Raw genomic sequence first — 18,388 nt, 5'->3', positions numbered from 1 at the left:
GGGGACAGGCTATTGGATTGTAGGAGAAAGATATCATTTCTGTTGATCATTATATTGCTGATAAATGTATCTTTTGTTTATGGATCTAGCGAAGATAAGAAGAAATTACAAGAGGTTAATAAAGGGTTAGAGAAAATAAGAGAAGAATTGAAACAAAATAAAGATGAATATAATAGAGTATCAAGAGAAATAAAGAAGTTAGATGAGCAGATTGATAAGGCTGATAGAGAGCTGCAAGAAGTAGAAAATCAATTAAAAGAACTTAATGCCAATATTGAGGTTACGAAGAATGAGCTTTTGCAGGCTGAAAATAATATTAAGGCTAAAAATGATATTTTAAACTCGAGATTAAGAGTTATATACAAAAATGGAACTATTGGATATTTAGAAGTACTTTTAGAGTCTAAGAATATAAGTGATTTTTTTTCAAGATTAGATATGGTAAAGAGGATAATAGCTCATGATGTAAATATGCTTAAGTATATGAAGGAGCAGAGAGAGATTATTTCAACTAAAAAGAAAACTTTAGAAAATCAGTTAAACATGGTAGAGAACATAAAGAGGAAAATGGAAGACAAAAAAAGTAAGCTGTTAGTTGCTACTAGAGCAAAAGAAAGTATGATGAAGGAATTAAAGAAAAATATTAATGAACTTGAAAAACAAGAAGACGAATTGATTAAGCTATCAAAGAAATTAGAAGAGAAAATAAGGAGAGAACAGATAGCTGCTAAATACGCTGGAGGTAAGATGCTATGGCCAGCACCGGGTTATTACAGAATAACTTCTTACTTTGGTTATAGAATACATCCTATTCTTAAGAAGAAAAAGCTTCATACAGGTATAGATATAGCAGTTCCTCTAGGTGGTAAAATAGTAGCAGCTAATAAAGGTGTCGTTCAGTATGCTGGATGGCTTGGAGGATATGGTAAGGTAGTTTGGATAGATCATGGTGGAGGGATTTCAACATTATATGCACATAACTCTCGTTTATTAGTAAAGAAAGGGCAAAAAGTTGAAAAAGGACAAGTTATATCTAAAGCAGGAAGTACAGGGTATTCAACTGGTCCACATTTGCACTTTGAAGTAAGAAGAGATGGTAAAGTTGTGGATCCATTACCATGGGTAAAAGGTAAATAAGCAAGTGGATACGCTTGCTTATTTAACTTTTTGAAAAAAACTGGCTATGGTGGTATAATGTTTACATATGTTTAATAAAATAAAATACTAGAATATTTTACGAGGTGAAATATTGATGATAACAAGAAGAAAGGCATTGTATGGAGCTATTATAATTATTATACTTTCAAGTTTACTTACTTTTACTATTAGTAATATGATTCAGATTACAATAAAGGATAAAGTTGTAATTACAAAAGACTATTATGAAGATTTGGTAGCAACTTATGAGAAATATAGTAAAGTTATGGCACTAGAGAATTTTATTAAGAAAAATTATTTGAAAGATGTAGACGAAGAGGATTTATTAGAGGGACAGTTAAAAGGTATGTTTGAGGCTTTAGGAGATCCTTATTCGGTATATATGACTAAAGAAGAGTTCGCTGATTTTATGGAACATACAAAAGGAACTTACCAAGGGATTGGCGTAATAGTAACTCCTGGAGAGGACAATTTAATTACTGTAGTATCACCTATAGAAGATACTCCTGGAGAGAGAGCGGGAATAAAAACAGGAGATAAGATAATTAAAGTAAATGGAAAAGAATTTACTGCTGATAAGATGGATGATGCTGTTAAATTGATGAAGGGAAAACCGGGTACTAGTGTAAATATTACTATTCTTAGAACAGATAAAGATGGAAATAATAAATTTATTGATCTAAATATAGTTAGGGAAGAGATAAGATTAAAAACTGTAAAATCAAAAATGTTGGAAAATAAAATTGGTTATATTAGGATAGTGTCTTTTGATGAATTGACTTATGAAGATTTCAAAAAACATCTAAATAACCTTAAAAATAAAGGGATGAAAGGATTAATTATAGATTTGAGAAATAACCCAGGTGGATTATTAAGTGAATGTGCGCAGATAGCAGATGAGCTTATGGGAAAAGGAGTTATTGTTTATACAGAAACGAAAAATAAAGAAAGAGAGTATTTAAAATCTGATTCTAAGAAATTAGGTTTACCTTTAGTGCTACTTGTAAATGGTGGTAGTGCAAGTGCTTCAGAGATACTAGCAGGTGCTATAAAAGATACTAAAACGGGGATTTTAGTAGGTACTAAGACATTTGGTAAAGGAATAGTTCAAAGAATAAAGCCGTTAAGTGATGGTTCTGGGTTTAAGTTAACAGTTTCAGAGTATTTTACACCTAATGGTACTAATATTCACGGTATAGGGATAACTCCTGATGTAATTGTTGAGCTTCCTGAAGATGTTCAGAGGATAGGAGTAGATAATATTAAAGAAGATATACAGCTTAAAAAAGCTATAGAAATAATTAAGTCAAAAATAAAATAATAGCCATTAGTTATTCTAATGGTTATTATTTGTATATGGGAATAGATATTTGATATTGGAGTGTTCTTTATGATAAAAATATTAGAGATATTATACCTATTAGTTTTAACGCTATTACAAGTGTTTTTAAATCCAGTATATTGGGGGATAATAATTTTATTATATTTCCAATATAAAAAGATTGGTAAAATGGAAAAAAAGATATTGGGTATAAACAAAAAATCAAATCTTATGAGAATTTTTTCATCTATGGTAAATGGTACTTTAGGAGGTATTTTGGGAAGTTTAATCATTATTTTATTAGGAGTTACAATACAAGCTAACGATTTTAAATACATATTTTTGTTAGCAGTTGTTTTGATGTTAATCCATCCTCGATTTATTTGTTTTTCATATGCAGGAGGTATTATATCTTTATCATATTTAATATTTGGTTATCCAAAAGTGAATGTATCAAGTATAATGGCCATTGTTGGTATTTTACATTTAATAGAAAGTTTTTTGATTTTAGTAGATGGTGATTCGACAAAAATACCAATATATATTGAGAGAGACCAAAAAATAGTAGGCGGATTCAATATGATGAGATTTTGGCCTATTCCTTTTATAGTATTATTGACAGTTGGAGGAACGATTAGTAGTGATGGTGTAAATATGCCTAATTGGTGGCCATTATTTAGGCCTGAGAATATATTATTTAATACAGATAATATAACATATGTAATGATGGGAGTTATTGCAGCTTTGGGATATGGTGATATGGCTGTCAGCGACTATCCTGAAAATAAAGTGAAGGAATCTGCTAGAAACTTGTCTATATATAGTATTTTATTAATAATATTATCTGTTATATCAACTTATGTCTATGCATTTAAATATATAGCTGCATTATTTGGGCCTTTAGCACATGAAGGGTTAATACAGCTAGGTAGGGCTAAGGAAAAGAGGGGAAAACCTAAATTTGAATGTCCAGAATTTGGAGTAAAAATTTTAGATGTAATGCCAAATGAAATTGCAGAAAAGATTGGATTAAAGTCAGGAGATATAATAATTTCTGTTAATGGCAATCCTGTGAATAGTAAAGATGAAATTCAGTATGTTTTATTGAGCTATCCAGCATACATATGGATTGAATATATAGATAGAAATGGGGAATATCATACTAAAGAGTATATGGATTATAATTACGGCGTAAGAAAACTGGGAATTTTGACAATCCCGAGATATTCGACTTATTCATTTGTAGTAAAAGAAATAGAAAGTCCACTTATGAAATTAAGGAAAAAATTCATAGACAAATAATAGGAGCAGATGTTCTGCTCCTTAAATTTTATTTATTTTGCAAATTTATAGCATATATTCTATTATTTATTCCATTGTGAAAAGAAGGATCGACATCAATAAAAATTTGTTTAACGTTACCATTATAGAAAGTATTTTTTGATATAGAATCAGATATTTTTTCATAGCTTTTATCATTTATATTATACTTATATAAGCTAAATTCTGAATCAATTATTTTTCTTACGAGTAATATTGTTTGATTTTTGTCTATAATAGAATATTTTTCAACATCAAAATCATTCAAACTATCTATATTTCCATTAACTAAATCTAATACATTTAGAATATTTTTACCGTATTTTTCATCATATTTCAGAAATGCTATATGTTGTTTGTCTATAAATTTTATTGAAAAACCTTCAGCAACTTTTTTAAATTCATCTTTTGTTTTTAAATATATATTAAAATTTTTTGTACTATCATTAAATTCAGTAAAAATCAAATTATTATTATAGATATCAAACCCGTTAATTTTTTTATCTAATTCCACAATTTTATTTGTTTTATTATTTTCAACATTGTACGAATATACTGATGAACTGTTCTTATCGGTACAAGAAAAGTAAAGTTTATTATCTTTCCAGATTATATTATCTATGTTTAAGAAGTCAGTATTTTGTATTTTTTGAACGATATTATTTTTTAAATTTATTAATATCAATTCTGAAAAATTTCCTGTATCTTCAATGACAGCTATATAATCGGAATTACTGTTTATTTTAACTGTCTTTATAATATTATGAGTAGAGTATATCTTACTAGATGTATTTGTTTTTAATTCATATGCATTCAAAGACTGATAAGGTTCATCATTATTTTCATTAGTACTATATTCACTATAAATTAGCAATTTGTTTGATAAATCCAATATTTTTCCTTCTCCACAGTATTTTGAAATTATTTTTTTTTCTAAATGGGTAATTTTACCTGTGTCGGAGTCTACTTTAACTGTTAAATCAGTTAAAAGATTATTAGAAAGCGTTCTGTCAAAGACATTGTTAAGGTGTATTTTCCAAACTAATTTATTATTTTCTTTTACCAAAAATATTTTTGGTGCAGAACTTGGTGTTATTTTAAGTTCTGCATAAATTTTGCTTAATATTTCATTTTCATTAAAAGTTAGATTAATAGGTTTGTAATTTGTGCCAATAATTTTAAAAGATTTATTATTTAATTCGCTGACGTCCATATTATCAAACCTAATAATTAATTGAGGAACTACAATATCGTTATTTTCAGTAGATAATATCCGAGTTGTATAAATTATTATTTCATTGTTAAATAGCGTTATTTTATCAATAATAACATCAGCACATTCAACGACTCCTAAATTTACTAATATTTTAGGAGAATTATCAGAATTTAATATTTCTACTTGAGGTAGAATAGTTTGGAAACCTTTTGTAAGAGAAGATTTTTCTACTGTAAAATCTATCGTTCTTTCTATAGCTATATTAGCTTCTTTTTTGTTATTAATCTCTATTTTGGTTTTATAGCTACACCCGCTTAGGGTAATACAGGCAAATAGAATTAAAAATGCTTTTTTCATAATACAACCCCCCAATCTCACTTTATATTATTCGACAAATACGAAATAAGCCCTTCCTATTTTTAAAATTAGATTTTATAAATTAGAATAACCTAAGAATATAAGTTTCTTAAGTTTTAAATAGGAGAATTAAGGGAAATGGAATTTAAAGATGATATAACTAGAATTTGAATTTTGACTTTAGTTTTAAAATATTGTATAATATTACCAGTCAAGTATAATTGAAAAGGATACAAGGGGACGGTTTTAGTGTATCCAAAAGGAAACAGAAGAACCCGTCCCCTTGTATCTATTTTTGCAAAAATAATATCTATTGACTTGAAAAATATAAAAATATATAATTAAAGCGAACAAGCGTTCTTGAAATTTAGGATATTATTTAATAGAGGTGAAATAATGGGGCGATTTAAGATTAAATCTGAATTTAAACCAACGGGAGATCAGCCCAAGGCAATAGAGGCCTTGGTAGATGGGATAAATAACAAATTAAAACATCAAACATTATTAGGAGTAACTGGTTCGGGTAAGACTTTTACAATGGCTAACATAATTGAAAGAGTGCAAAAACCAACTTTAGTAATTGCTCACAATAAAACACTTGCAGCTCAATTAGCCAGCGAATTTAGAGAATTTTTTCCAGAAAATGCGGTAGAATATTTTGTTAGTTATTATGATTATTACCAGCCAGAAGCCTATGTTCCCCAGACCGATACGTATATAGAAAAAGATGCTTCTATAAATGATGAAATAGATAAATTAAGGCACTCAGCAACAGCTGCATTATTTGAGAGAAGAGATGTAATAATTGTTGCAAGTGTATCGTGTATTTATGGATTAGGAGATCCAATTGACTATGAAAATCTAGTTTTATCGGTTAGACCTGGGATGATTAAGGATAGGGATGAAGTTATAAGAAAATTAGTAGATATCCAGTATGAGAGAAATGATATTAACTTTGTAAGAGGTACATTTAGAGTAAGAGGCGATATCGTTGAAGTTTTTCCGGCGTCTTCAAATGAAAATGCAGTTAGAATAGAGTTTTTTGGAGATGAAATTGATAGAATAGTAGAAGTAAATGCACTTACAGGAGAAATAATAGGTATAAGAAATCATGTTTCCATATTCCCTGCATCTCACTATGCAACATCAAGGGAAAAAATAGAAAGGGCTATTAAGAGTATTGAAGAGGAACTCAAAGAAAGGTTAAATGAGTTTAAAGCACAAGGCAAACTTTTAGAAGCTCAAAGGCTTCAGCAGAGAACGATGTATGATATTGAAATGCTTAGAGAAATGGGATACTGTCAGGGAATAGAGAACTATTCAAGGCATATTAGTGGAAGACCACCGGGTAGTAAACCATATACGCTTATTGACTATTTCCCAGATGATTTTCTAATGATAATAGATGAATCGCATGTTACAATACCTCAGATAAGAGCAATGTATGCTGGGGATAGGTCTAGAAAAAAAGCGTTAATAGAGCATGGGTTTAGATTGCCTTCTGCTTATGATAACAGACCATTGAAGTTTGAAGAATTTGAAGAACTTATTAATCAGGTAATATATGTAAGTGCAACACCTGGCCCTTATGAATTAGAGCATTCACAGAAAATCGTTGAGCAAATTATACGTCCTACAGGTTTACTTGATCCAGAAGTTGAAGTAAGACCTACAGATGGGCAGATTGATGATTTAGTTAAGGAAATAAACTTAAGGATTGAAAAAGACCAGAGAGTTTTAATAACTACTTTAACAAAGAAAATGGCTGAAGACTTGACGCAGTATCTAAAAGAAATAGGCATTAAGGTTACTTATCTACATTCGGATATAGATACAATTGAAAGAATGGAAATAATAAGAGATTTAAGACTTGGTAAATTTGATGTTTTAGTTGGTATAAATTTATTGAGGGAAGGTTTAGATTTACCAGAAGTATCCTTAGTAGTAATTTTAGATGCTGATAAAGAAGGGTTTTTAAGGTCAGAGACATCTATGATTCAAACAATAGGTAGAGCAGCAAGAAATGCAGAAGGAAAAGTTATAATGTATGCTGATACTATTACTAAATCTATGAAAAGAGCTATAGATGAGACAAATAGAAGAAGGTTTATACAAATGGAGTATAATAAAAAACATGGTATAACACCACAAACTATAAGAAAAGGTATAAGAGATATCATAGAAGCGACAAAAGTTGCTGAGGATAAGGATAAATACGGTTTTGACAATGATAAGAAAATGAGTGATAGTGAAATAATTGAATTGATAAAGAAACTTGAAACAGAGATGATGAAGGCTGCTGAAGAATTGCAGTTTGAAAGAGCAGCTGAGCTTAGAGATAAAATTAAGGAATTAAAAGAAAAGCTTAACAGATGAGGTGAAGATATGTCAAAGGACAAAATAATTATAAAGGGAGCTAGAGAGCATAATTTAAAGAATATAGATTTAGAAATACCTAGAAATAAATTTGTAGTTTTCACAGGATTAAGTGGTTCTGGGAAATCTTCATTAGCATTTGATACTATTTATGCAGAAGGGCAAAGACGATACGTTGAGAGTTTATCGGCTTATGCAAGACAGTTTTTAGGGCAAATGGAGAAACCAGATGTAGACTATATAGAAGGACTTTCACCTGCAATTTCTATTGACCAAAAAACTACTAACAAAAATCCTAGGTCAACAGTAGGAACTGTTACTGAAATATATGACTATCTACGCTTATTATTTGCTAGAATAGGAATTCCTCATTGCCCTAAATGTGGTAAAGTCATAACATCTCAAACAATAGATCAAATGGTCGACCAGATTTTAGATTTAGAAAATGGTACTAAAATTCAAGTTTTAGCTCCTGTTATACGTGGGAGAAAAGGTGAGCATCAAAAGGTTTTTGAAAATATCAGAAAAGAAGGATTTGTTAGAGTAAGAGTAGATGGTGAAATAAGGGATATAAATGAAGATATAAAACTTGATAAGAACAAAAAACATACAATTGAAGTAGTTGTTGATAGGATAAAGATTAAAGATGATATTCAAAATAGATTAGCTGATTCTTTAGAAACTGCATTAAAATTAAGTGAAGGTATAGTTATTATAGATGTTGTTAATGAAAGAGAGATGCTGTTTAGTCAAAAATTTGCATGTGTAGATTGCGGAATAGGTATAGAAGAATTATCACCTAGAATGTTTTCTTTTAACAGTCCCTATGGTATGTGTCCATATTGTAATGGATTGGGTAGTTATAAGAAAGTTGATCCTGAACTTGTAATTCCTAATCCTAATTTGTCCATTAATCAAGGAGCAATAGCTCCTTTTAACAGCACTTCAGAGGACACTTATTATTACAAGATATTTAAGGCTATAGCCGAATATAATGGATTTGATTTGGATACACCAATTAAGGATGCACCGAAAAAGTTTATAAAAGAGCTATTATATGGAACTGGTAATAGAAGTATTACTTTTAAATATGAGAGTAGATTTGGAGGGATAAGGACTTATAAAGCTCCGTTTGAGGGTATTATTAACAATCTTGAACGAAGATATAAAGAAACTGTTTCAGATTATATGAGAGAGAAAATTGAAAGCTATATGAGTGTAAATCCTTGTCCTCACTGTAATGGTACTAGGCTAAGACCAGAGAGTTTAGCAGTAACTGTTGGAGGATTAAATATAGCAGAAGTTACTGAATTATCTGTTAGACAAGCATTAGAGTTTTTTGATAAACTAGAGCTTGATGAAAGGCAAAAATATATAGCAAATCAGATTTTAAAGGAAATCAAAGAAAGATTGAAGTTTTTAGTAGACGTAGGATTAGACTATTTAACTCTTTCTAGAAGTGCTGGAACTCTATCGGGAGGAGAATCTCAGAGAATAAGACTTGCAACACAGATAGGTTCTAGCTTGGTTGGAGTTCTATATGTACTTGATGAACCGAGTATAGGACTTCATCAAAGAGATAATGACAGACTAATTAAAACGCTTAAGAATTTGACTAATTTGGGGAATACTTTAATAGTAGTTGAACATGATGAAGATACGATATATAGTGCAGATTATATTGTAGATATTGGACCAGGTGCTGGAGTTCATGGTGGTGAAGTCGTTGCTCAAGGGACTGTTGAGGATATTAAAAAATGTGAAAAATCAATAACTGGTCAGTACTTGAGTGGTAAAAAGAAAATAGAAGTACCTAAGACCAGAAGAAAGCCAAATGGTAAATGGATAGAAGTTATTGGAGCTAAAGAGCATAATTTGAAAAATATAGATGTTAAAATTCCTTTAGGTGTGTTTGTATGTGTTACGGGGGTATCGGGTTCTGGTAAGAGTACTTTAGTAAACGAAATATTATATAAAAGACTTTCTCAGCAACTGCACAGAGGTAAACAAAAGGCAGGAAAACATGATGAAATAAGAGGGATAGAGCATATAGACAAAGTTATTAATATAGATCAGTCTCCTATTGGAAGAACACCAAGGTCAAATCCAGCGACATATACTGGTGTATTTGATTTTATAAGAGACGTATTTGCTATGACTCCTGAAGCTAAAATGAGAGGTTATAAAAAAGGCAGATTTAGCTTTAATGTTAAGGGTGGAAGATGTGAGGCTTGTAAAGGTGATGGAATAATAAAGATAGAGATGCATTTTCTGCCTGATGTATATGTTCCATGTGAAGTATGTAAAGGTAAAAGGTATAATAGAGAAACTCTTGAAGTTAAATATAAAGGCAAGACGATATCTGATGTATTAGAAATGACAGTTGAAGAAGCATTAGAGTTTTTTGATAATATACCAAGGATAAAGAATAAATTAAAAACTATGTACGATGTTGGACTAGGATATATAAAATTAGGTCAGCCTTCGACTCAATTATCAGGAGGGGAAGCGCAAAGAATCAAACTGGCAACAGAATTAAGTAAAAGAAGCACAGGAAAGACATTATATATTTTAGATGAGCCAACTACTGGACTTCATATAGCTGATATACACAAATTAATAAATGTATTAAACAAGTTAGTTGATACAGGAAATACAGTATTAGTAATTGAACATAATTTAGATGTTATAAAAACTGCTGATTATATAATAGATTTAGGACCAGAAGGTGGAGATAAGGGTGGAACTATAGTAGCTCAAGGAACACCTGAGGAGATTTGCAAAGTAAAAGAGTCTTATACAGGGAAGTTTCTGAAAAAAATACTTGAAAGATAAGGAATGGTATTATGAAAGAGTTTTTACCTATTACGAAAGAGGATATGAAAAAAAGAGGTTGGAATGAACTTGATTTTATATTAATTACAGGAGATGCATATGTAGACCATTCTTCATTTGGAAGTGCAATAATTGGTAGATTGTTAGAAAGATATGGTTATAAGGTTGGAATTATAGCTCAGCCCTCTTGGAAGAGTATTGATGACTTTAAGAAACTTGGGAAGCCTAGACTTGCATTTTTAATAACGAGTGGAAATATAGATTCAATGGTGAATCACTATACAGTAGCAAAAAAGAGAAGGAAAAAAGATGTATATTCTCCAGGTGGTAAAATAGGATTAAGGCCCGATAGAGCTACAATAGTATATGCCAACAAAGCTAGAGAGGCATATAAAGATGTACCTATAATACTTGGAGGTATTGAGGCTAGTCTTAGACGATTAGCCCACTATGATTATTGGTCTGATAAGGTTAGACGTTCAATTTTATTAGATGCAAAAGCAGATTTATTAGTCTATGGAATGGGAGAAAGGCAGATTATTGAAATAGCAGAGGCATTAGATAGTGGTATTTCTATTAATGAAATAACTTATGTCAGAGGAACTGTTTACAAGACGAATGATTTAAGCAGACCATATAAACCTATTATTCTGCCTTCATTTGAAGAAATAACTAAGAATAAATTAAAATTTGCAGAGAGTTTTAAAATACAATATCAAAATATGGATTATATAAATGGTAGAACATTAGTCGAACCTTATGGAAATATTTATATAGTACAAAATCCACCTGCAAAGCCATTAGATCAACTTGAATTAGATGATATTTATGATTTACCTTATACCAGAACGTATCACCCTGTTTACGAAAAATATGGTGGTGTTCCTGCAATTGAAGAGATTAAGTTTAGTTTGACTAGTAGCAGAGGATGCTTTGGAAACTGCAATTTCTGTGCACTTGCATTTCATCAAGGAAGAGTAGTTCAAGCTAGAAGTCATGAGTCAATAGTTAAAGAAGCAGAAAGATTTGTAAAAGAACCTGATTTTAAAGGATATATACATGATGTAGGAGGGCCAACAGCTAATTTTAGACATAGAGCTTGTGAAAAACAAATAAAACATGGAGTATGTAAAAATAAAGAGTGTTTGTTCCCTACACCATGTAAAAATCTATATATTGACCATAGAGATTATCTGGAACTGTTAAGAAAGTTAAGGAAAATAAAAGGTGTTAAGAAAGTTTTTATAAGGTCAGGGATAAGGTATGATTATTTAATTTACGACAGAGATTTAGAATTTTTCCATGAACTCTGTAAATTTCATATAAGTGGACAGTTAAGAGTTGCACCTGAACATATATCATCACATGTACTATTTATGATGGGCAAGCCTGATAAAAAAGTTTATTTTAAATTTGTTGATACTTTCAATAAAATAAATAAAAAGATTGGGAAAGAACAATTTATAGTACCTTATTTTATGTCTAGTCATCCCGGTTCAACATTGAAAGATGCAGTCGAATTAGCAGAATATCTAAACACTTTGGGATATATGCCAGAGCAGGTACAAGATTTTTACCCGACTCCAGGGACTCTGTCTACTTGTATGTACTATACAGGAATTGATCCAAGAACTATGAAAAAAGTGTATGTTGCTAAATCTCCACATGAAAAAGCTATGCAGAGGGCTTTGATGCAATTTAAGAAACCAGAAAATTACGATTTAGTCTATGAAGCACTTAAAATGACTAATAGATTAGATTTAGTGGGATATTCAAAAAAATGCTTGATTAAACCCAGAGGAAAAGACACATTGAAAAATAGTAAATATAAAAATAAGAAACAAAACAATAAAACTAGGAAGAAAAGAAAAAGATGATAAAATTGTATACAAAATAAAATACTAATAAAATACTAATGAAAATAACGCTCATGCGAAAGAATTTAGAAAAAACTAAAGGTTCAAATTTTTAGAAAATCCTAACGCACCTAATCAAGACGTCCTGTTTTGTAGGATGCTGGTTTGACATCCTGTCAAACCTACGGATTTTCTTCAAAATTTTCACCTAGTTTTTTTACTAAATTCTTTCAAGCATTCGCTTTCATTTTCATGTATTTTTTTAAAGATTAACTTTGTCAACAAGCTAAAGGATAATTATGTATAGTAAGAGGTATAAGTGGAAATAATCCCTGAAAACGGGTTATGGAGGTATTGAAATGAAATTGAGTAGGGGATTTATTTTCACTTTTATTTTTATATTTTTATTTTCAGTAACAGTTTTGGCTGATAGTGTTTATAAAAATATTAAAGTATACTTTGATAATATAAGCATTAATGTAGATGGGAGTAAAATTGAAACTGATACAGAACCTTTTATTTATAATGATAGAGTTTATGTTCCAATACGGTTTGTAGTTGAAAAATTAGATAAAGAAGTAAAATGGGATAATGAAACAAAAACTGTTTTGATAAAAAGCTATAAAGACTTTCCAGAGTGCAATTATTTAGAAGGAGAAAAGTTTATCTATGGATTAATAACTTCGATTGATTATGAAAATAAGCGAATGGTAATTGAACAGCATTTTGATGATAATAGCGTAGAAGTAACACCTTTATTAGAACTTGATAAAAATGCAGTTATTATTCTAAAGAGAAATGATAAGAAAATGAATATTGAATTCAATGATTTGGTTATTGGTGATGATGTAGGTTTAGTAATTAATAAATATGGAAAGATTAGGGGAATTATTATTAGTATTTAAAAATACTGATGCTAAAATGCCGAGGTTTATCCTCGGTATTTTGTATGCAAAAAATTAATTTATTGCAAAAAGTAGTTAATTATAAAGGAAATTATTATTAGATAGAGAAAGTATAAGATGTAATAACATATAATTAAATTTTTGGTTAAATAAAAAATAATATCTTATCTATATTCATTACAGAAATTAGATTTAAAATTATTTGTAGTTTAATAAGATTTTTAGATATAGAAGATTAGATTATGAAATATACAATGCTTGAATGAGGTGTAAAAATGAATAAAATTAGGATTTTAACAATGATAACTGATGTTAACCAATTTGAGCCTTATGTTTTCCAGCAGAATGATATTGGTATTGAAATTCAAACATTTCCTCAGCATATACTAGATGATGGATATGAAGATTTAATTAGTAAGTTCCAAAATAAATTAAAAAATATAAAGGGTTAGTTTCATTACACGGTTCTGCATTTGATTTAAATCCAAGAAGTACAGATAAAAAAGTAATTGAAGTAACAAGATATAGGTATCTTCAATCTATAGAAATTGCAAAAAAGTTAGGGGCTTCGTATGTAGTATTCCATAGTCAAATGAATTCATTGCTAAAAGTACCAAGAATAAAGCAAATGAACTTAATAATCAAATAAAATTTTGGCAAGATTTATTAGAGGAGTTACATGACATTAATATGACTATACTGCTTGAAAATGAGTATGACGATAATTATAAAGACTTATTATATTTAATTGAAAATATTAATTCAGAACAAGTTAAGGTTTGTTTAGATATTGGACATGCATTGGCATATTCAAAACTAACTTTGAAAGAATGGATTATGGGATTAAAATCTCATATTGAATATATTCATTTGCATTGGAATAATAGGCAAAATGATTCTCATAGTATTCCTTCATATGAAGAATTAGGTTTGTTAAGTGAAATATTAATAGAAAATAATATAACTCCTATTATTACATTAGAGTATAGAGTAGACGATATAGTTAAAGAAGTTAACAGAGTAAGAAAAGCATTTGATAAAACTATTGTATAATCTTAATATTATGTTATTATGGAGGTTTTTAATGTGAAAAATAAAGAAGAAAAATCATTAGAAAAATATTATTTTGAGCAAAATTATAAATTAAATAGGTGGAATAAAATATTAATTATAGCATTAATAATATTAATTGTAATTAATGTTTATTTAGTTTTTGGGGTTGTTAATAGAAACAGAGTGATAGATAATTATTTTCAGAGTGTTATTTTTTTATCGAAAAAATATATAGCTGATGCATATAGTAATATGCAAATAGTAGAGCAGACAGATAATATTGATACAAAAATAAGATTTTTAATTAAAACTGAAGAAGATTTGGATGTAGTTAAATCTTGTATAGGATTGTATTCTATATATCATAATTTTAAATCAATAAACGATTGTCATTATACTGGAAATGGATATGCGGACGATTTTTTTGAGGCATATATGCATGTCGTAATGGAATGGGCTATAGCATTTCAACAAAATGATAAGGAGAATATACCGAGTGAAAAAGAAATTAGAGACTATATTAGTGATTTAAGAGCTTTAATTAATGAGTTTTCTGTTTATGAAAATGCAATCAGTAAAAGTATAATACCTATTAAAGATTTAAATCATGAGCAGCTAAATAATTTATTTATTAAGTTAGCACAAAAAACAAAGACTGAGAAGGTTAAAAATGAATTAGAATTATTATTAGATTAAGTATATATAGATTAAAGTTATAAAGAACAAAATCTTTGATTTAAATTTGTATAAGGTAGGTTTTGTCTATATCCATAAGGAAATTATATTTAAAATTATCCACAAATCAATGCAGTTTATAACGACTCTGGCATGTAAACATGCCAGACAAAGTTTCAATAAAATCGACATTAAATTTTTAAAATATAAGATTTTATTATAATTTCCTAAATAGGGGGATGAATTTGACTATGTATAAACTATTGGCATTAGATATGGATGGAACTTTGTTAAACAAAGAACACAAGATATCAAGAGAAAATTTTGAAGCAATACAAGAGGCTTTACATATGGGTGTTAAGGTTGTATTAGCATCTGGACGTATATTTGGTGGAATGCTTCCTTATTTAGAACAATTAAATATAATAGATGATAATAATTACTCAGTATCATGTGCTGGAGGCTTGGTATCAAATAATACTATGACCAAAATCATCCAGAGTAATGGGTTAAGTATTAATGATTTGAAATATATTTATGATCTAACTAAAAAGTTAGACTTGAGTTTATATATATACACAAGAGATAGTATTTTATCTTTTCAAGATGATATTTTTAGTAAATTTGATTCTATAGCTAATAATGTAGCTTTGAAAATAGTGGATATTGACTCATTAAGCGATGATATAGAGATATATAAAATGACAATTATAAACGACAGTATTGATATTATAATAAACGTAAAGGAATCTTTGGAAAAATTATTTACAAAAGATATTATACAAAGCAAGTATTGCAAAAAAACTAAAAGATTAGAATGTGATGTTTTAGATAAGATTTTAGTAGAAATTTCAGATAAGTATACAGTAGTAAAGCCATTACAATTTGCTTTAGAAGTTATTAATAAAAACTGTAATAAGTGGACAGGGATAAAAAAGATAGCGGAAGAATTAGGAATACAAAATGAGGAAATAATTTGTATAGGGGATTCAGAGAATGATGAACATATGATTAGAAATGCAGGATTAGGAGTAGCAATGGGGAATGGTTTTTCTAAAATAAAAGAGATTGCTGATTATGTAACATATACAAATGACCAGCATGGAGTGGCACATGTTATAAACAAATTTATTTTAGGAAAAGAGATTGCCTATGCCGAGGATTAACCTCGGTATTTTTTATGCGAAAAATAATTTATACAAAAATAGATAGATGTGGAGGATATTGCTATTGAATGTAGAAATATAGTAAACTATATTAATTATTTTGATTTTAGATGTTTTTATGAAAAATAAAATAAGAGGTTGGTATTTTATTTGAGCTAGCAAAACACTAATTGGAGATATAAAAATGAGAGAAGTTATATTTATGATTTTTATTGTTATATTATATTTAATATTGAGTTATTTACTAGGGTTAAGTACGGCAATGCTTATATTATCAGCAGTTCTATTTATCATGGCGGTTTTATTTTCTTATAATGAACAATATTATAATAAATATATCATGTTTACAACTCCTAAACGCAGTAAAATTACGAATGAAAAAGATGAAGTATTCAAGGAAAAAGATAGAAAAGCTAATATAGTAAGTTTTTATATTCTATCGATTTTGCTGTTCGTAAATGGGATAATTAGAGTAAATGATAAATCATCTAGATCATTATTGACAACAAAAGACTTTATAATTATTGCCGGAATAGCACTCAGTATTGGAATTGTAATTTATTTTGTTGATAATTATTTTTTGAAAAAAAGCAGAGAACATGAGGAATATATGATTAAGTCTGTTATATTAGGGCTACTTATAGTAGTAATATTGTTTATTACTATGACGCTTTTTCTATAATATTATTAATATCAGCAAATGTTTTAAATGGAAAACAAGTAGGAAAAGTATTAAAAATTTTGCTAGTAAAAATTGAAGATACTACTTATAACTTTAGAATTAGTAAAAATAATCAGAACTATCAGGAAATTTAAATAGATATGGGGGTGAATTTGATTAAAAAGAAGAAATATTTAGTTGTTTTAATTGCTTTTACATTTTTAATTATTTTTTATAAAAATCCAATGAAAGTAGATAAAACTTATCAAGGATGTATTTATATTCAAGATAAAGATGATGAAGGAGAAGTTATTAATGTAAGATTGAAAGGGAAATTAACTAGAAATATATTAACACCAAATGTCTTTGAAGGTGTTTTAATGATTAATAATAAACAATTAAGTGTTCATTCTTTAAAGGCTGGAAATTTAAGAGTAGCTTTAGAAATGAAATTTAAAATGAATTATTATACATTAATATCCAGAGATGAATATGGAAATACAGTATTATGGGTAGATGTTTCTAAAGATTTTGATTTAATTTCTGGTAGTGGAGATTTTCACAAGATAGAAGATAGGTTTAGTAAGGAGTTACATTATAGTTTTGAAGCACCTGCTTTAAATAGAAAAGAAGCAGTAGAAGTAAGTAAAAAAATAAAAAGGTACATAAATAAAAGTTGACGGTTAATAAGGGGGGCTATTGGTTTGAAAGATTTTTGTAAGCTCCATAAAAAGTTATACAGATTAATATGTGTTTTGATATTAGTATTTCTTTTTATGGCAGGATGTGCTAAAGAAAACCAAGTAATAAATAAAAAAAATGAACCAAATGAGCAAGATACATCTATTGCCATAAAGAATAATACGAAAGATGAAATATTAGAAGTATTAAATAGTACTAGAGAAAATATAGAGGCTAAACTTAAAGAGCGAGAGGATGTATATGCAGTCACTTGGTCTTATGACGGCCAACAAGTTGCTTTCGTTCGAGGAGATACTGAAGGTTGGTATGGACAGATGTATATTTGGACAGTTGGTAAGAAAAAACCTGTAAGCATAGGAGAAGAGGAAGATAGGATTTGTGAATTCATATGGTCACCAAATAGCAAGTATGTTTTTGTAGATACGGGTACTTCTTGTGAACGATGGGGATTTATTGTTTCGACAGATAATTTTAAAATAATTGATGGGATTACATATACGGGAGTGCCACTATGGTCTTATGATTCTAAGTGGATAGCTTTAGGAACTATAAGTGATATACAGCCGCCTGCTGCTTTAACTGAATTGTCAGGTACTGTTGATTTAACTATATATAATGTTGAAACCCGAGAGAAAAGGATAATTGCAAAAGGGACAAGTGATTTTAAGTATACACCAAGACAATGGAATAAAGATGGCATTTTGACATATGAAAAAATATATTTTAATGACCCAGAAAAAAGCGAACAATTAACTTATCATTACAAATCTAAATAATAGACTGAAAT

15 protein-coding genes are annotated in these 18,388 nt (G+C 28.9%); 14 read left to right on the top strand and 1 reads right to left on the bottom strand.

Annotation, left to right across the window (positions count from 1 at the left end; genetic code table 11):
- The first annotated feature begins 12 nt into the window (after positions 1 to 12).
- The 3 genes from AB4Y15_RS08930 (at position 13) to AB4Y15_RS08920 (ending at position 3,781) form a co-directional block, all read left to right on the top strand.
- Positions 13 to 1,137: a murein hydrolase activator EnvC family protein gene (locus tag AB4Y15_RS08930; protein ID WP_427339849.1), complete on the top strand. Its 1,125-nt coding sequence runs from the start codon at positions 13 to 15 to the stop codon at positions 1,135 to 1,137.
- A gap of 115 nt (positions 1,138 to 1,252) precedes the next feature.
- Entirely contained in the window at positions 1,253 to 2,479 is a 1,227-nt protein-coding gene (locus AB4Y15_RS08925) for a S41 family peptidase (protein WP_427339848.1), read from the top strand.
- A 69-nt stretch (positions 2,480 to 2,548) separates the two neighbouring features.
- Positions 2,549 to 3,781, top strand: a complete 1,233-nt coding sequence (locus AB4Y15_RS08920) for a PDZ domain-containing protein (protein WP_427339846.1) — start codon at positions 2,549 to 2,551, stop codon at positions 3,779 to 3,781.
- A 28-nt stretch (positions 3,782 to 3,809) separates the two neighbouring features.
- Here the strand turns inward: AB4Y15_RS08920 and AB4Y15_RS08915 are convergent, their stop codons facing one another.
- On the bottom strand, positions 3,810 to 5,372 hold the full coding sequence (locus tag AB4Y15_RS08915) for a hypothetical protein (RefSeq protein ID WP_427339845.1): 1,563 nt from the start codon (positions 5,370 to 5,372) through the stop codon (positions 3,810 to 3,812).
- A gap of 396 nt (positions 5,373 to 5,768) precedes the next feature.
- Between AB4Y15_RS08915 and uvrB the strand changes: the two genes are divergently transcribed.
- The 11 genes from uvrB (at position 5,769) to AB4Y15_RS08860 (ending at position 18,377) form a co-directional block, all read left to right on the top strand.
- The gene (gene uvrB, locus AB4Y15_RS08910; RefSeq protein WP_427339844.1) at positions 5,769 to 7,748 is read left to right on the top strand and encodes an excinuclease ABC subunit UvrB; all 1,980 of its coding nucleotides are present in this window, start codon (positions 5,769 to 5,771) and stop codon (positions 7,746 to 7,748) included.
- Between the two features lie 9 nt (positions 7,749 to 7,757).
- Positions 7,758 to 10,583 carry an excinuclease ABC subunit UvrA gene (gene uvrA, locus AB4Y15_RS08905; RefSeq protein WP_427339843.1) on the top strand — a complete coding sequence of 942 codons (2,826 nt, stop codon included), beginning with the start codon at positions 7,758 to 7,760 and terminating at the stop codon, positions 10,581 to 10,583.
- An 11-nt stretch (positions 10,584 to 10,594) separates the two neighbouring features.
- Positions 10,595 to 12,460 (top strand): YgiQ family radical SAM protein, encoded by a 1,866-nt coding sequence (locus tag AB4Y15_RS08900; protein ID WP_427339842.1) that lies wholly within the window; start codon positions 10,595 to 10,597, stop codon positions 12,458 to 12,460.
- A gap of 338 nt (positions 12,461 to 12,798) precedes the next feature.
- A complete protein-coding gene (locus tag AB4Y15_RS08895) occupies positions 12,799 to 13,344 on the top strand; it encodes a copper amine oxidase N-terminal domain-containing protein (RefSeq protein ID WP_427339841.1) in 546 nt (181 codons plus the stop codon).
- Positions 13,345 to 13,619: 275 nt separating this feature from the next.
- On the top strand, positions 13,620 to 13,796 hold the full coding sequence (locus tag AB4Y15_RS08890; RefSeq protein WP_427339840.1) for a hypothetical protein: 177 nt from the start codon (positions 13,620 to 13,622) through the stop codon (positions 13,794 to 13,796).
- 148 nt (positions 13,797 to 13,944) lie between these two features.
- Positions 13,945 to 14,397, top strand: a complete 453-nt coding sequence (locus tag AB4Y15_RS08885) for a sugar phosphate isomerase/epimerase family protein (RefSeq protein WP_427339903.1) — start codon at positions 13,945 to 13,947, stop codon at positions 14,395 to 14,397.
- A 33-nt stretch (positions 14,398 to 14,430) separates the two neighbouring features.
- The gene (locus AB4Y15_RS08880; RefSeq protein WP_427339839.1) at positions 14,431 to 15,093 is read left to right on the top strand and encodes a hypothetical protein; all 663 of its coding nucleotides are present in this window, start codon (positions 14,431 to 14,433) and stop codon (positions 15,091 to 15,093) included.
- Between the two features lie 230 nt (positions 15,094 to 15,323).
- On the top strand, positions 15,324 to 16,238 hold the full coding sequence (locus AB4Y15_RS08875; RefSeq protein WP_427339902.1) for a Cof-type HAD-IIB family hydrolase: 915 nt from the start codon (positions 15,324 to 15,326) through the stop codon (positions 16,236 to 16,238).
- 184 nt (positions 16,239 to 16,422) lie between these two features.
- Positions 16,423 to 16,920, top strand: coding sequence for a hypothetical protein (locus AB4Y15_RS08870; RefSeq protein ID WP_427339838.1), 498 nt, complete (start codon positions 16,423 to 16,425; stop codon positions 16,918 to 16,920).
- A gap of 152 nt (positions 16,921 to 17,072) precedes the next feature.
- Entirely contained in the window at positions 17,073 to 17,579 is a 507-nt protein-coding gene (locus tag AB4Y15_RS08865; protein ID WP_427339837.1) for a hypothetical protein, read from the top strand.
- Positions 17,580 to 17,603: 24 nt separating this feature from the next.
- Entirely contained in the window at positions 17,604 to 18,377 is a 774-nt protein-coding gene (locus tag AB4Y15_RS08860) for a TolB family protein (protein ID WP_427339836.1), read from the top strand.
- Positions 18,378 to 18,388 lie beyond the last annotated feature (11 nt).

The sequence above is a fragment of the Caloranaerobacter longqiensis genome (genome assembly GCF_050286925.1).
Classification (GTDB): domain Bacteria; phylum Bacillota; class Clostridia; order Tissierellales; family Thermohalobacteraceae; genus Caloranaerobacter.
This window is presented reverse-complemented; position numbering and strand designations above follow the sequence as displayed.

What these genes read in the sequence shown, in the direction of transcription:
- AB4Y15_RS08925 (WP_427339848.1), top strand. Translation starts at nt 1,253, where the DNA reads ATGATAACAAGAAGAAAGGCATTGTATGGAGCTATTATAATTATTATA.
- AB4Y15_RS08920 (WP_427339846.1), top strand. Translation starts at nt 2,549, where the DNA reads ATGATAAAAATATTAGAGATATTATACCTATTAGTTTTAACGCTATTA.
- AB4Y15_RS08915 (WP_427339845.1), bottom strand. Translation starts at nt 5,372, where the DNA reads ATGAAAAAAGCATTTTTAATTCTATTTGCCTGTATTACCCTAAGCGGG.
- uvrB (WP_427339844.1), top strand. Translation starts at nt 5,769, where the DNA reads ATGGGGCGATTTAAGATTAAATCTGAATTTAAACCAACGGGAGATCAG.
- uvrA (WP_427339843.1), top strand. Translation starts at nt 7,758, where the DNA reads ATGTCAAAGGACAAAATAATTATAAAGGGAGCTAGAGAGCATAATTTA.
- AB4Y15_RS08900 (WP_427339842.1), top strand. Translation starts at nt 10,595, where the DNA reads ATGAAAGAGTTTTTACCTATTACGAAAGAGGATATGAAAAAAAGAGGT.
- AB4Y15_RS08895 (WP_427339841.1), top strand. Translation starts at nt 12,799, where the DNA reads ATGAAATTGAGTAGGGGATTTATTTTCACTTTTATTTTTATATTTTTA.
- AB4Y15_RS08890 (WP_427339840.1), top strand. Translation starts at nt 13,620, where the DNA reads ATGAATAAAATTAGGATTTTAACAATGATAACTGATGTTAACCAATTT.
- AB4Y15_RS08875 (WP_427339902.1), top strand. Translation starts at nt 15,324, where the DNA reads ATGTATAAACTATTGGCATTAGATATGGATGGAACTTTGTTAAACAAA.
- AB4Y15_RS08870 (WP_427339838.1), top strand. Translation starts at nt 16,423, where the DNA reads ATGAGAGAAGTTATATTTATGATTTTTATTGTTATATTATATTTAATA.